15 protein-coding genes are annotated in these 14,481 nt (G+C 69.6%); 2 read left to right on the plus strand and 13 right to left on the minus strand.

Features of this window, described 5'->3' with window-relative positions; genetic code table 11:
* Positions 1-35: 35 nt before the first annotated feature.
* The 5 genes from AB4Z18_RS15805 to AB4Z18_RS15825 all read right to left on the minus strand — a co-directional run bounded on the left by AB4Z18_RS15805 (position 36) and on the right by AB4Z18_RS15825 (position 3,895).
* Positions 36-602, minus strand: a complete 567-nt coding sequence (locus tag AB4Z18_RS15805; RefSeq protein ID WP_441783692.1) for a hypothetical protein — start codon at positions 600-602, stop codon at positions 36-38.
* Positions 603-705: 103 nt separating this feature from the next.
* On the minus strand, positions 706-1,155 hold the full coding sequence (locus tag AB4Z18_RS15810) for an iron chaperone (RefSeq protein WP_441783693.1): 450 nt from the start codon (positions 1,153-1,155) through the stop codon (positions 706-708).
* Positions 1,156-1,164: 9 nt separating this feature from the next.
* Positions 1,165-1,731, minus strand: a complete 567-nt coding sequence (locus AB4Z18_RS15815; protein WP_441783694.1) for a VOC family protein — start codon at positions 1,729-1,731, stop codon at positions 1,165-1,167.
* An 80-nt stretch (positions 1,732-1,811) separates the two neighbouring features.
* Complete coding sequence (locus tag AB4Z18_RS15820) at positions 1,812-2,108, minus strand: DUF2277 domain-containing protein (RefSeq protein ID WP_441783695.1); 297 nt, start codon at positions 2,106-2,108, stop codon at positions 1,812-1,814.
* Positions 2,109-2,389: 281 nt separating this feature from the next.
* Positions 2,390-3,895 carry an MDR family MFS transporter gene (locus AB4Z18_RS15825; protein WP_441783696.1) on the minus strand — a complete coding sequence of 502 codons (1,506 nt, stop codon included), beginning with the start codon at positions 3,893-3,895 and terminating at the stop codon, positions 2,390-2,392.
* Between the two features lie 79 nt (positions 3,896-3,974).
* Between AB4Z18_RS15825 and AB4Z18_RS15830 the strand changes: the two genes are divergently transcribed.
* Complete coding sequence (locus tag AB4Z18_RS15830; protein WP_441783697.1) at positions 3,975-4,649, plus strand: winged helix-turn-helix transcriptional regulator; 675 nt, start codon at positions 3,975-3,977, stop codon at positions 4,647-4,649.
* A gap of 22 nt (positions 4,650-4,671) precedes the next feature.
* Here AB4Z18_RS15830 and AB4Z18_RS15835 read toward each other — a convergent pair whose 3' ends face one another.
* The 5 genes from AB4Z18_RS15835 to AB4Z18_RS15855 form a co-directional block, all read right to left on the minus strand.
* Entirely contained in the window at positions 4,672-5,175 is a 504-nt protein-coding gene (locus AB4Z18_RS15835; protein ID WP_441783698.1) for a hypothetical protein, read from the minus strand.
* A 32-nt stretch (positions 5,176-5,207) separates the two neighbouring features.
* Positions 5,208-7,211, minus strand: a complete 2,004-nt coding sequence (locus tag AB4Z18_RS15840) for a DUF6777 domain-containing protein (RefSeq protein ID WP_441783699.1) — start codon at positions 7,209-7,211, stop codon at positions 5,208-5,210.
* Positions 7,212-7,362: 151 nt separating this feature from the next.
* Positions 7,363-8,016, minus strand: coding sequence for a copper resistance CopC family protein (locus AB4Z18_RS15845; RefSeq protein ID WP_441783700.1), 654 nt, complete (start codon positions 8,014-8,016; stop codon positions 7,363-7,365).
* Between the two features lie 2 nt (positions 8,017-8,018).
* Positions 8,019-8,762: a YcnI family copper-binding membrane protein gene (locus AB4Z18_RS15850; RefSeq protein WP_441783701.1), complete on the minus strand. Its 744-nt coding sequence runs from the start codon at positions 8,760-8,762 to the stop codon at positions 8,019-8,021.
* Positions 8,763-8,880: 118 nt separating this feature from the next.
* On the minus strand, positions 8,881-9,480 hold the full coding sequence (locus tag AB4Z18_RS15855; RefSeq protein WP_441783702.1) for a hypothetical protein: 600 nt from the start codon (positions 9,478-9,480) through the stop codon (positions 8,881-8,883).
* Between the two features lie 219 nt (positions 9,481-9,699).
* Between AB4Z18_RS15855 and AB4Z18_RS15860 the strand changes: the two genes are divergently transcribed.
* Entirely contained in the window at positions 9,700-10,725 is a 1,026-nt protein-coding gene (locus AB4Z18_RS15860) for an LCP family protein (protein ID WP_441783703.1), read from the plus strand.
* 38 nt (positions 10,726-10,763) lie between these two features.
* Here the strand turns inward: AB4Z18_RS15860 and AB4Z18_RS15865 are convergent, their stop codons facing one another.
* The 3 genes from AB4Z18_RS15865 to AB4Z18_RS15875 form a co-directional block, all read right to left on the minus strand.
* Positions 10,764-11,732 (minus strand): FAD-dependent oxidoreductase, encoded by a 969-nt coding sequence (locus tag AB4Z18_RS15865; RefSeq protein WP_441783704.1) that lies wholly within the window; start codon positions 11,730-11,732, stop codon positions 10,764-10,766.
* Between the two features lie 169 nt (positions 11,733-11,901).
* The gene (locus AB4Z18_RS15870; RefSeq protein ID WP_441783705.1) at positions 11,902-13,416 is read right to left on the minus strand and encodes a PucR family transcriptional regulator; all 1,515 of its coding nucleotides are present in this window, start codon (positions 13,414-13,416) and stop codon (positions 11,902-11,904) included.
* A complete protein-coding gene (locus AB4Z18_RS15875; RefSeq protein WP_441783706.1) occupies positions 13,413-14,441 on the minus strand; it encodes a DUF917 domain-containing protein in 1,029 nt (342 codons plus the stop codon). The genes AB4Z18_RS15870 and AB4Z18_RS15875 overlap by 4 nt, the downstream gene beginning before the upstream one ends.
* Positions 14,442-14,481 lie beyond the last annotated feature (40 nt).

Consider the following 14,481-nt stretch of genomic DNA (forward strand, 5'->3'; position numbering starts at 1 on the left):
GCGTCAGCGCGTCAGTGCGTCAGCGCGTCAGTGCGTCAGCGATCGAACGGGATGCGTTCGAACCAGTACAGCAGGCGCGGCCAGGCGCGCCGCAGCTGGTTGAGGGTCATCGGCTCCTCCGGCCGGGTGACGGGCACATCCAGTTCTTCCGCGACCCGCTCCATGTCCTCGACCGACCAGAACTGGCCCCGCATGCGGATCAGCAGCCTGCCCTGGCGCGACGCCACGAAAAGCTGGGGCAGCACATCGAGCGTGCTGCCCTCGTAGACCTGCACGAGGATGACGGCGCCCGCCTCACCCGGCACGACCCGCACCGTCCGACCGAAGAACCCGCGTTCACGAACGCCGGCACGGCTCACGATGATCGTCGTGTTCAGGAACGACGCGACGCCGATGACGGTCGCCGCGATCACCACGAGGTGGGCGACCAGCACGAACGGCCAGGCGTTCGACGGGATGGTCAGCCAGTAGACCACCGCGAAGACAGGGGTGGTGAGGGCGAGGACGGCCACGATCCCGCGCATGAACAGGTGACGGTGCGGGCGCAGGACGGTCTCGCGGGTTGATCCCGCATCCCTGTCCACGTCGGTCTGCTCACTCACCTCATGAGCCTGACCGATCATCGGGGCGCCCGGTAGCGGCATTTTGGGGGACACCCGTTCGTGGGGCGCGGACGCGAACGCACGCCGCAGCGCGCGACCAGCGTCAGCCTGCTGCGCGACCGACCAGTTCGCGGATGCGCTGCTCGTCCTGCTCGGTCAGCTCGACGATCGCGAAGGCGACCGGCCACATGCTCCCGTCGTCGAGCTTCGCCGGGTCGTTGAACCCGAGGGTCGAGTACCGGGTCTTGAACTTCGACGACGGCTGGAAGAAGCACACCGTCTTGCCGTCGATCGCGTACGCCGGCTGCCCGTACCAGAGCTTCGGCCACGCCTCCGGGACCGTCTCGGTGACGATCGAGTGGATGCGCTCCGCCAGCCGGCGGTCGTGCTCCGGGAGCTCGGCGATCTTCGCGAGCAGGTCGGCAGTGTCTTGCTCACGCGAGCCCTTGCCGCGCCGGGAGGTCTTGACCTCCTTCGAGCGCTCCTTCATAGCGGCGCGCTCCTCGTCGGTGAAGGCCGGAGCAGTGGTCGTGTTCTCGTTCGACTTCGTCATACCCACACGTTAGGGCTCTGCCCCTCCCGCTGGCTTCTCCGAAACTGCTCCGTTCGGAGCGACGGGCGCGCTGCTCCACCCGCCTCGGGAACCGCCGCGGCTGAGTTCCGCGTCGAGGGTCTCCTGCGCGATCCGCATCTGCTCGGCGTACAGCGGGTCCTGCAGCCGTCGCCACATCTCCTCCTCGCCGACGGCCTCGGTCTGTGCGATCACCCACCAGATGTTGCCGAACGGGTCGCGCACGCGGCCGCCGCGCTGCCCGAACGCACTGTCGGCGAGTGGCGTGACGACCCGAGCGCCGAGTTCGACCGCTCGTGTCATGGCTTGATCCGCATCCCGGACGAACACCCGCAGAAGCGAGGGCATCGCCGGCCAGTCGGGGCGGCGGTCGAAGGCGAGCAGCACGGTGTCGCCGACGCGGATCTCCGCGTGGCCGATGGTGCCGTCCTCGACAGGGACGCGGGCGAGCTCCTCGCCCTCGAACGCTGCGGTGACGAAGTCCAGGAATGCGCCGGTGTCGTCGTTGACCACCCAGGCGGCGACGTCGGTGTACCCGTCCGGTGCGTGCAGTCCCATTGAGGTCCCCTTCCGTTGATACCTCCAGCATCGAACGGAATGCGGTCAGTTCTCGTCCGCTATCGGGACCGCGGCTCAACTCAGGCCGAGGCGGTGCGAATCCTCACCTCGCGCTCCATCCGCTTCTCGTGCCGTTGGCGTCCCTTGACCGCCTCGAGCTCGCGGCTCTTGGGCGGTGCGTTGGTGACCAGCTGGTCGAGCATCCGCCTGGTCGCTTCAGCGATCTCGTCGATCGCCTGCTCGAAGGCGGGGGTGTTCGCGCGGGAGGGGTGCGTGGATCCGCTGACCTTGCGGACGAACTGGAGCGCGGCCTCGCGCACCTCGTCCTCCGTCGTCGGCGGCTCGAAATTGTGAAGGCAGCGGATGTTGCGGCACATGTGGCGACGATAACCCGGTTGCGCACGCGACGCACCCCCTGCGCGAGTGTCCGGCCGGACGTGGCGCGCAGGGGGTGGTCGGGCTCAGTGCACCGTCCCGCTCGGCGGCCCCTGTATTCAGGACGTCGCCGCTTTCCGCGTCCTGTATTCAGGAGAATCGCGCGCAGAGGTGAAGCTATGCCCTGTATTCAGGACATAGCTTCACCGACCTCGCCCGATCTCCTGAATACAGGGCCGAGACACGCGCTCCTGAAAACAGGACCCGCAGGGCGCAGTCGGGCTTACTGCACCGGCTGCTCAGCGGGCTCGGCAGACTCCGCAATGTCCGCCGGCACGCCGGGCTTGCGGACGAACAGCGCGAGCACGATCACCGCGAGCGACAGGATGCCGCCGGCGAGGAACGCGAGATGCGAGCCCTCGGCCGCGGCCGCGGCGGACGGGAGATCGGGGTTCGCGTCCCCGGTTCCGGCGACGCCCGTGGCGTAGAGAGCGACGAAGATCGCCGTTCCGGCGGCGCCCGCGACCTGCTGCAGCGTGGCGATGGTGGCGCTGCCGTGCGAGTACAGCTTCGGCGGGAGCGAGCCGAGGGAGGAGCTGAAGGCGGGCGTGAACAGGAACGCGAGCGACAGCATCAGCAGCACGTGCGCACCGAGCAGCACCACCCAGGACGAGCCTTCGCCGAGGGCCAGCGCGAACGTCCAGAGCGAGACGGCGAGGCCGATCGAGCCAGGCACGACCAGCGGCCGCGGACCGAAGCGGTCGTAGAGCTTGCCGACGGTCGGACCCGCGAGACCCATGAGCAGGCCTCCCGGCAGCAGGATCGCGCCCACCCAGAGCGGCTCGAGGCCGAGCGTGTACCGGGCGAACTGGGGGAGGACGATGAACGCGCCGAACAGCGACACCATCGCGACCGTCATCATGGCGATGGAGACGGCGAAGTCGCGGGAGCGGAAGGTCCGCAGATCCAGCAGAGCCGAATCCGTGCGCTGCAGCACGACCTGTCGCCAGCCGAAGAAGCCCAACGTGATCAGCCCGACGACGATCGGAATCCATGGCTGCACGGCCGCCTCGCCGACGGCGGCCGCGCCGATCTGGCTGAGGCCGAAGACGAGAGCGGAGAACGCGAGGGCCGAGAGGATGACCGAGAGCGTGTCGAGCCGGACCTTCCGGGTCTCCGAGACGTTCGGCACCTTGCGCAGCCCGATCGCGAGCATCGTGACGGCGATTGGCAGCATCACCCAGAACAGCCCCTGCCACGGCAGGACCTGGATGAGCGCGCCCGACACGATCGGACCGACCGCGGGCGCGACCGACATGACGATCGAGACGCGCCCCATGACACGGCCGCGCTGCTCGGCGGCGACGATCGTCATCACCGTGGTCATCATCAGGGGCATCATGATCGCCGTGCCGACCGCCTGGATGACACGGCCGACGACGAGCATCTCGAACGTCGGCGAGAGCGCGGCGACGAGCGTGCCGATCGTGAAGCTCGACATCGCGACGGCGAAGACAGGCCGGGTGTTGAGACGCTGCATCAGCCAGCCGGTGATCGGGATGACCACGGCCATGGTGAGCGCGAAGGCCGTCGTCAGCCACTGGCCCTGGGTGGCGTCGATGTGGAGGGCCTCTTGGATGCGCGGGAGCGCGACACCCATCATCGTCTCGTTCAGGAACACGACGAAGACGGCGGCGAGAAGCAGGGCGAGCGCGGTGCGGTTGCGGGCGGCATCCGGGGCCGGTGCTCGCTCGACGGTGAGCTCCGCCTGGTCGATGGTGTCGGTCATGTCGGTCTCCTTCGGTTCTGTCTACTTCAAAAAATAAAGCACACTGCAATTAATGAAGTCAAGTGGTAAAGTGAGATTCATGACGAACCAGCATTACGGCCAGTTCTGCGGACTGGCGCGCGCAGCGGAGATCGTGGGCCAGCGCTGGACGCTGCTGATCCTGCGCGACCTCAGCGTCGGACCCCGTCGCTACTCGGAGCTGGTCACCGGCCTGCCCGGCATCCCGACGAACACGCTGGCATCACGCCTGAAGGAGCTGGAGGAGGAGGGCCTGATCGCGCGACTGGCCCCCACCGCTGGTGAGCGCGCTGTCGTCTACGTGCTCACGCCGCGCGGCGAGGAACTGCGTCCGGCTCTGGATGCGCTCTCGCGCTGGGGCGCCGGTGGGATGCGGACGCCCCGTGAGGGCGAGATCGTGACCACCGCATCCATCACCGCAGCCCTGCGCGTGGCCGCCGGAGACGGCGTGGTCCCTGCGGACTGGGACACTGCGTACACGGTTCGCGTCGGCGACATCGAGGCGCACGTGCTCATGCACGACGGCGTCATCACGGTCGGGCCGGGCGCCGCAGAGGCGCCCGACCTCGTCGTCATAGCAGGTCCCGAGATCCGCGACCTGCTCGCCGGAGAGCTGGATGCGGACACGGCCGTGGCCTCAGGCGCCGTACAGCTCGAGGGCGATGCATCCCTCTTCGCCCGCTTCGCCGACAGCCTGCGGGTGCCGTACAGCCCCAACGTCCCTGCCGGCGCCTGACCGCGTCTCTGCCGGAGCGGCCCTAGGCCGCCCGGACATTCTCGCCTGCGGCGTCCCGGCGCACCAGCGCCCGGATCACGACGACACCGACGACGACACCGAGAACGGCGACCCCGACGATGGCCGCGGGCGGCAGTCGCAGGTCGATGGCGCTCACGATGCAGAACCCGTCGAACAGCGAGATCATGACGAAGCCGACGTGACCGATGAAGGCCTTGCGCCACCCGGTCCGTTGCCTGACCAGAGCTCGACGCGCTTGGGCGACACGTACGATCATGTAGACCGCCAGGAGCGAGAGTATCCCGAAGGCGATCTGCTTGGTGGAGGTGAGCCGGGCCCAGTCGACGGCCACCAGCGTGACGAGCAGGACCATTGCCGCGATCACGCACCAGCCGAACCACGCGACGCGGCGCGAAGTCACCGAAGTGGGTATCCGGATGAGCACGGCACAGCCCAGCGCGAATCCGGCCACCGCGAACCCCGCGTGAAGCGCGATGAACAGCCAGTGCACCGAGGTCACCGTCATCCCGGAAAGCTACCCCACCCGGCGGCGATTGGTCAGTTGCTGTTGCACGCCGGCTGAACGATATCGGGCGGAAGCGTGCCCCCGGAGCACACGGTGGTGCGGTCGCGAACGTTCCACCTGCCGGTTGTCCACTCGAAGACAGCGGTCGTCTCGGACTTGGTGTCCGTGTGGATGACCGGGGCTGTCGCCCAGCTGCCGCTGCACAGGAAACCGGTCCCGATCGTGCCGGTCGATCCCGCGGTGGTCAACGCCGCTTGGAGCGCGTCGGCCGTGCAGTCGGTCGCGCTCGGAGTCGCGCCGGAAGCGCCGGGGGTGGCGGACGCGGTCGAACCGGCCGCCGCCGGGGGAGCTGCCAAAACCGCCTTCCCGTAGGCGAGCGCCGCGATGGGGCCCTCGAGCCGGCCGGTCGACGACCAGGCCTTCCCGTCGGCGCTCGCCGAGATCCGAGACGTCACGACCGAGTTTCCGGGGTTCGGCAGGGTCGCGTCCTCCGTCCCGATCAGCCATCGCCCGCCGCCGAACGCCAGCGCGTAGACGAGTTGGTGCCGGAGCGCGGCGGGCGTGGAGGTCGTCCACTCCGTACCGTTGCTGGTGCGGTCGAGGATGACGTCGTTGTCGGCCGGGCCGTTCGTCTGGGCGTCGAAGGGGCGGTCCGAATCGGCGCCGAGCAGCCAGAGGCCGGATCCGTAGGCGAGATCGCTTCCGACCTGATCCGGGAAGCTGCTCGAAAGTGTCCACGTCTGGCCGTCCCTGCTTCCGTAGACGGCCGTCGGAGCAGCCATGGTGTTGCCGGCCACCGCATTCCATCGGCCGTCGCCGTAGGCGATCGACTGGAAGCCGTCCACGCCGTCCGTCGGGACAGTCGAGGGCTCCAACCAGTCGATCCCGTCCTGGCTGGTGTAGACGATCGCCGTCCCGCTCGGGGCGGGCAGGCCCTGGCTGTAATCCTCGGTCCCGTTCGGTTCGCCTACCGCTTCGAAGCGCCCGTCGCCGTAGGCGATGCTCCGCAGCCTGCCGGCGACCGTGGTGGCGACGGTCCAGGTCTTCAGGTCGCTGCTGGTGACGATGTCGGAGGAGATCGCTGAGCTGTCTCCGTGCTGCGCCACCGCCACCCAACGCCCGGCACCCCATGCGAGGCCGACGAGGAAGGCACCCGGCACCGTGGAGACCCGGGTCCACGTGGCGCCGTCGCGGCTGGTCCAGACATCGGACTGGTCCGTGAGGCCGATCCCCGCCGAAGAACTGTAGGTGGTGGCGACCCACACCGATGAACTCGCACCTGTCGGTTGTTGGTAGAGCGTGCCGCTCGACACATCCACGAGGGACAGGGTGCCCGAAGCGGTGCCGGGTCGCACTGCGACGACCGAGCCGGCGGAGTAGCCCGCCCATGGTGCACCGGATGGTGTGGGTGGGGTAACGAGGGTTGGCTCGCTCAACGGGTTTCCGCAGTTGCATTTGACGCGAGGAACACCTCGTGCATCGACCAGCACTGCCGTACCGGCCTGCAGCACGGCGGGGAAGGACGTCGACTTGCCGGCACGATAGCCGTGGTTCTGGACCAGCGTGTCGTTGTTCAGCAGCACGGGCGTCAGTGTGGTCAGGTATGTCTCTATTGTCGAGGGAGAGATTCCGAGGACGCCGGCCCAGGCTTTCGCTTTGGCGGGATTCGCCTTCAGGAAACCGGCGAGCTTCTCCGGATCGCACACCTGCCGCTCGCCGCTGCCCCCATACAGACCGGGCGTCGTTCCTTGTGCGACAGGGATGTGGGTGTCTTCGGCGACCGGCATGCCGGTGCGCAGCTGGGCGCTCTTGCCTGCGATCGAATCGGAGAGCGCGGGGAGGCTTTCGCTGGCGGCCGATGCGGTGAAGGGATTCGGCCCCGCTTCGGTCGCCGGAATGAGTGCGACCGGACCTGTGCCGGAGGAACGCCCGATGGCTACACCGGCCACGACCGCGACGACCACGATCAGGACAGCGGCGCCCGCTGATCCCGCGATCCACCAGGTGCGGCGTCTTCGCGGTTGCGGCGCCGGCATCTCACTCTCGCCTGCCGTTCACCGGCCGGCCTCTGCGCGGCATGACGTGAGGATAGCTCATCTCTACGGTGCTGCAACAGATGCATCCTGACCACGCTGTGGATGCCGACGGTCGCGCCAGAAGACGCGACCGTCGGCTCACCCGTTGGAGTCAGTCGTCGGCGGCCGGCGCCTGGGACGACCCGCGGGTGCTACGGCGTGCGGTCAGAAGCACCGCGACGACGCCGGCGATCGCGAGCAGACCGATACCGATTCCGATACCGATCACGAGACCCAGCCCGTCCCCATCGGATGCCGGCGTGGATGCCGCGGTCGGCACTCCCGCTGCCGACGACCCGCCACCTCCGCAGGCCGGCGGGCTCGCCTGGCCGTCGGCCGGGGTCGTTCCGGCCGGCGGAGCGTAGCTGAACCCGAAGGAGCCGGACACGGTGTGCCCGTCGGCCGAGACGATCTGCCACGTCACTTCGTAGGTGCCGGCGGCGCCCAGGGCAACCGGCGCGCTCACGGTGCGGTCGAGAATGGATGCGCAGCCCGTCTCGAAGTGCTTCCGCTCGGGACCGATGACCTGCACGAGCGCCGACGAACCGTCGCCGGACAGGTCGAGAACGCGGTCGTTGAAGGTCAGCGACACCGTCTTCAGCGGCGTCGTCTGGGTCGAGTTTGCGGCCGGTGAGCTCTCCACTAGGTAGTCGTGCGCGCTGGCGCTGGCCGCGGGGGCCAACGCCAGCACGCCGACGACCGCCGCCCCGAGGGCGGCGAGGAGCACGCTTCGACCGAACCGCGACGGGTGAACCGACGCGAGCACGGCTACTTCTTCGCGCTCGGGGCTACCCGGCCACGACGCGTGACCGCGAACACGGCGAGCACCAGCGCGATCGCGCCGAGCGCCAGCCCCGCGATCCCCAGCCCGATGGCGACCGCGTCGCTCGCGCTCGAATTCGACGACGTGGATGCGGCGGCAGGCGCCGCCGTCACGCTCGGCGTCGCCAGGGTGCCCTCTCCGGCCGGGGGAGCGTCCTTGATGTACACGGTCGGCGCCGGGTGCTCCGGCTCCTTGCCCGACGCCGGGGTCTTCTCATCCCAGTCCACGACCGTTCCGTCCGAGTAGTACTGGTGGGTCGGAAGCAGGATGCTGCCCGTGTCGGGCATGGCTCCGGCGGAGATGACGAACTGCTGGAACTGGCCCGGGGCGATCTGCACGCCGGAGTCCGCCGTCCAGATCACCTTCGTCGGTGCCTCGGTGACGGTGCCGTCGTCGGTCTTGACGGGCTTGGCGAGCTTCTCGGTGACCACCTGAGTCGTCCATCCCGCCAGAGGCTGGTAGGAGACGGAACCCAGCGGGGTGTCGGTGGGCAGGTCGACCTCCAGCTTGACCGTGCCGGCTGTGGCCGACTCGGTGGGCACCTTGAAGGTGAGGGTGGCGTAGCTGCCCGTCGCAGCTTGATCCGGGTCCACCCGGACGTGCGCGCTGGCAGCCAGCGGAGCGGAGAGGGCGAGGGCAACAGCGGCGGCGGAGGCGACAGCCGCGCGCGTCAGGAAACGCTTGTTCATGAGTGATGATCCGATTCTCGGCCGCGTCGAGCGGCCGGGTACGCAAGGGGTGAGAACACCGAGTCGACCGATGGATGAACTCGGTTCGGAACTCTTCTCCCGCCTCGAGCCCGCAGGCTCAGGCCGGGGACCCCGCAGCGGGCGGACCGCGATGCCGGAGCCGCCCGAGCAGCACCGCTGGAGCGGGCAGGGTCACCGGAACGGTGTCGATGCGCGAACGGCGCGACAGCACTCGGACCGGGCCGATGCGGGCGCCGCTGAACAGGTGGCGCAGCTGGAACGCGGTGAACTCGCACACCGCGCGGAACGAACGCTCCCCATACCGGATGGCTGCGATCGTCAGCGCCGCTGCCACGACGTGCGAACCCCACATGCCGGCGCCGTCCGGGCTCATCGGCATGGCTGGTCCCGGCACCAGCGTCAGATGCGCACCCGTGTGGAGGTGGCCGGCCGCCCCGGCGAAGTGACCGGACGGGCTCAGGACGAACAGCGCGTGGAACAGGAACTGGCTGACGGCGACCGAGGCGATGAGCCGCCACCAGGAAGAGCGCTTTCCTGCGAGGGCGATGCACGCCAGCCCCGAGAAGGTGAGGCTGACCGTCACAGCCAGGGCACTCGGCGGCAGGCCGCCCCCGGCGACGTGGAACAGCGCAGCGACGAAGGTCGCGAATCCGGCCGCGGCCAGACCGCGAGCTACACGAACGCCGCGCGATGACATGTCACTCCGGGATAGGGGATGGCACCGAGTCTATCGACCCGGATCGTCGCCAGCGGCCGATCGTCCCGCCGACGTTGGCCCGCGAACTGGGGTACAAATATGTCCTCCAAAGCACGGACAAAATCCCAGAAACAGTCGTACGCTAACTAATAGATGAGCAAAGCTCACCTCAACACCTGACGATGCGTCCCCGATCAGACGCGAAGGAGGGCGAGGGTCATGGTCTCCTACGCCGTTCACCACAACCGCCACACGCCGCGGGGCCACCACCACTGGTGGTTCGTCGCATTGGCCGCCGTCGTCATCGCCGTAGCGGCGGTGGTCGCAGTGGTCGTGGGCGGCGGGGCGATCTACGCCGGTTCCGTCGCGTCGTCGTTCGACTCGCACGTCACGCACATCCAGCGTGCCTTCCCGGCGGCCGCAACGCGCCCGGCGGTCACCTCGACCGGTGCGATGAACATCCTGCTTCTCGGGTCGGACTCGCGCGGAGCGCCCACGGGTGTCGGTGAGACCGGCGTCTCCAATCAGCGTGCGGACACGATGATGCTCGTGCACGTCGATGCCGACCGCCGCAATGTCTACGTCATGTCGATCATGCGCGACCTGTGGGTGCCGATCCCCGGAAACGGGACGGCCAAGATCAACGCCGCGCTCGCGTGGGGCGGCACTCCGCTCGTGGTCCAGACGGTGGAGCAACTGCTCGGAACGCGCATCGACCACGTCGCAATCATCGACTTCACCGGCCTCAAGGACATGACGAACGCGATCGGAGGGGTGGATGTGGACAATCCCATCGCCTTCACCACCGTCAAATCGCCGCACTACAGCTTCGTCAAGGGAATGAACCACCTCGACGGCGACCAGGCCCTCGCCTTCTCCCGGGAGCGGTATGCGTTCCCCACCGCGGACTACCAGCGGGTGGCCAACCAGCAAGCCCTGATGCGCGCCTTCGGCTCCAAACTCGTGAGCTCTGCACTGCTCACCGATCCGGGAAAGCTCACCTCCTTCGCGGCCACCACCGGCTCCTACGTGAGCGTGGACCAGGGCTTCGGGCTGCAGACGATGCTCGGGCTGGCCGCCAGCATGCGGCTCTCCGGCCTCTCGAGCATCCACACGTTCACCCTTCCGACCGCGGGGACCGGCACATCGGCCGACGGCCAGTCCATCGTGAACGTCGACCAGGCTGCCCTCGCGCAGCTTCGGACGTCTCTGGCGAACGACACGCTCGCGGACTTCGCGAAGTAGCGATCGGTCACGGCTACCTTCCCCGCTCCTCGAGACCGTCAGCGAGGGTCCACGGACGCCCGAGACGTCGGTTCCGCCGCGGGCGCGCGGCTGATGTCCTCCTGGACGAGGTCGGCGTTCACCGCACCGGCGGTCAGCGAGCCGAGCCCGAGCGAGACGGAGACGTTCGCGCGCGGGTCGACGACATTCCCGACCGCCCACACCCGGGGAACGGAGGTTCGTCCGTCCCGGTCGGCGGCGATCCACGAGCCGGCGGGACCATTCGTCGTCGCCGCGCCCAGTGAGCGAAGGAGGGCGTCATTGGGCCTGAGGGTGGGACCGGTGAAGACCACGTCCACGGGCACGGTCCGCTGTTCGAGGCGAATGCCCTCGAGCCGGCCGTTCGCGGTCACCAACTCCGCGACGGCACCCCGTTCCACCCGGATGTCGCGACGCGTGAGGGCGTCCGCCTCTGGTTCATCGGGTTCACCGACGACGTTGGGGAAGTAGACGACGCGATCCGACCATTGGCGAAGCAGCTGCGCCTGCCCGACGCTCTGCGGTGATGTGGCGACAACGCCGATGACGTGCTCGCGATGCTCCCAGCCGTCGCAGTACGGGCACACCACGGCCCCTGTGCCCCACTGCTCGCGCAGGCCCGGGATCTCGGGCAACTCGTCGGTCAGGCCGGTCGCCACGATGAGGTGACGCGCCCGCATGACACCGGAGGCCGTCGTGACCTCGACGCCCTCCTCGCCCGCTCGCGCCGAGGCGACGTCGTCGACGACCACGCGGACGCCGTAGCCTGCGAGCTCCCTCCGCCCCTTCTCGAGCAGTTCCAGGGGCGGGAGTCCGTCGTGCCCCAGCACGCCGTGCATGTGGGGCGCCGTCCTGTTGCGTGGTCGCGCCTGGTCCACGACCAGGACGTGTCGACGTGCGCGGCCAAGCGAAAGCGCGGCGCTGAGGCCGGCCGGTCCACCACCCACGACGACCACGTCGGTGTCGACGTCGCTCTGAGTGCTGTTCATGGGTTCATCGTGAGGGATCCGCGTTGGATTGACAACGAAGGGTGCCAGCCTCGGGCATCGCCGTCAGCACCCTCTCGCGGCTGGTGTCCGCTGGCCGGCATCCCTAGCTGGAGCATCTGCTCCCGCTCGCCCGGCTCTACCGTCGGCCTCTCGCATTCACACCCAAGCGTCAACGGCGCAGGGCCCGGCACGCGAGGTGCACGGCAAGGCGCGTCTCCGGGTCGCCGAGGTCCAGTCCGAGCAGCTCCTGGGCGCGGAGGACACGCGTGGAGACGGTGTTGCGGTGGAGGCCGAGCGCCTGAGCGGTCGCGGCCACACCCGACTCATGATCGAGGTAGGCCGCGAGCGTTTCGACGAGCTCGGGTCCGCGCGCGATCAGCGGGGCCAGCAGGGATTCGGCCGCCGGGACGAACGTGTCGCTCTCGGTCCATGACAGCAGCAGCTGCTCCAGGCCGAGCGCATCGATCCGCACGAAGTAGCCGGTCGCCGAGCGTCCGGCGGCGATGCGGGCGGCGTCCGCGGCGCCGTCGATCGTGGCGACGAGCCCGGTGGCGCCGCCTTCCAGCGTCCCGACCCCGGTCGCGACGTTGAAGACCCGGCGTGCGGCCGAGTGCACCGCGAGCAGCGCACGCACGCTCTCCTCGACGCGGCTCGGTGGGGGAGGCGTCGAGAAGCTGAGCCACCCTGTCACACCGCGACCGCTGGTTGCGGCGTGGGAGTCGACGGGCAGCGACGTCAGCTCGCGGGCGACCAATCGCAGCAGCTGGAGCGTGTCGACGCGGGAGCGGCCGACCAGCCGGAAGCCGAGGTGGTATCCCGACGTCCGCCAACCGCGCTCCAGCATCCGCTGTTCCAGTTCGGAGTCGCGGCTGTCGCGAAGCTCCAGGAAGTCGCGCAACAGGCCGGAGGCGACGGCCGCGTCGTTCACATCGGCGACCTCGTCGATGAGGATGCGCGCGGCGACCGCGGGCATGGCAACCTCGGCCGCCACAGCGAGGGCGCTCAGCTGCACGACGCCGAGACCCTTCCCGAAGACGGCCAGGCGCAGGCCCGCCCGGCTGGGGCTGTCCACCCGGACGGAGGCGGCGGAGCCCTCCGGCAGCTCGACCGTGCTGATCCACGGGCCGAAGTCGACGGCGGCATGGACGGCGGGAGGAAGCGGCCCGCCCGCCTCCAGCAGTACCCCTTCCGCATCGATAAGGGCGACGCCGTGGCCGACGCTGGCGGAGAGGTGCCGCAGGAGGTCCGCGAGGTTGTCCGCGTGGTACTCGATCGACTGCGCGACGCGACGGACATACCCGAGCGTCAGGGCATCCCGCCCCTCACGGAGCTCCCACCCGGCCCGGGCCAGTGCCATCGGGTCCGTCGCGCTGAGGAGGGCGAGACCCAGGCGGACGGCGAGCGAGCGCGTCCCGGCGCCGAACCCCTCCGCTTCGGGGAGCACCAGCCCGCGGTACCCGCGGTCGCGCACCCGCCGCACCAAGGCGTCCTGCTGCCACGGCGTGGCGGGCGGCGGGACGGTGAGGACCGCGAGCCTCCCGTCGCCTCGGTCCGGGAGTCCGCCCTCGACGGCGGCGACGACCAGCTCGCGCCAGATGATCGATGGCTCCGCTCCGGCGACGCCGCGCAGTCCGCCGTTCGCGGGATGCGCGAACAGCGCGCCGAGGTCGAGCCCGTCGCTCACGCGTCCACCTCCAGCCCGGCCAGTCCGAACCCGGCCGGGGTAATGTGCCATTCGCGGTCGGGGGAGGAAGTCCACCAGGTCGGGGCCTCCAGTGCCAGCACGATCACATTGCGGGCGAGGGTGATCTCGTCGACCTGCAGCACGTCGCCCGACACCGAATCGAGCGCGACGATGATCTCCGGGCTCGCGGCAGTGGTTCGGCCGTCGCGCATCACGGCCAGCAGTTCGGAGCGGGCGACCAGCCGCAGCAGTGCGCCGTCGTCGTCGTCCAGCTGAATGGCGCTCACGTACGGATCCTCGACCGACGCCTCGACGCCGGTCACCCGGCCGGTGCCGAGCAGTCGCGCGTCGAGCGCCTCCGCAAGAGCGGCAGGCGGGAGGGTCCGGTCGGCTGCGGCCAGACCGAGCCCGAGAGCACGTGTCACGGTGCCGAGCACCCCGTGCGCCGCGAGGTCGCCGACCGTGAAGCCGGCGATCAGCACCGCTCCAGCGCCGCCGGCCTGCACGATGGCGGAGCGCACCTGGCTCTCGACATCCGCCCGCCGAGCCGTGTCGATCACCACGACCCCGCCGCCCGTGTCGCAGACCGTCACCACGCCCGGGAGGTCGTCCACCAGCAGCGAGACCTGATCCAGCCGGGGGAGCGCGCGGCCCATGAGATCCGCATCCACGAGGTCCAGGCGATCCGCCAGGAGCAGCGGACTGAGCCCATTCATCCCGGCACCCTCGAGGCCGCAGACCGCGCTGGCGCGCACGCCCGTCCACCGCTCCGCTGCGGCCAGCAGCGGCCCGAACGCGTCAGCGGCCGGGAGGCGCTCGGTGAGCAGATAGGTCGAGCCGGCGAAGGCCACAGCGACGCAGGGGGTGGACGGCTCGAACTCGTGGGGCTCCCGCAGGCTGATCGGCCAGACCGGGGCATCCTGGACCATGAGCTCCAGCATCGTGGTCGCGCCGCCGCCCCCGGAACCGAGCAGGGAGAATCCCCGGGCGAGAGCCGTGAGGCTCTCCGGGCCGAGAGTTCTCATGCCCCCCAGACTAGGCGGACAGAGACTAGGCGGAGACGGC

The sequence above is a fragment of the Leifsonia sp. 2TAF2 genome, assembly GCF_052115085.1.
Classification (GTDB): Bacteria; Actinomycetota; Actinomycetes; order Actinomycetales; family Microbacteriaceae; genus Leifsonia.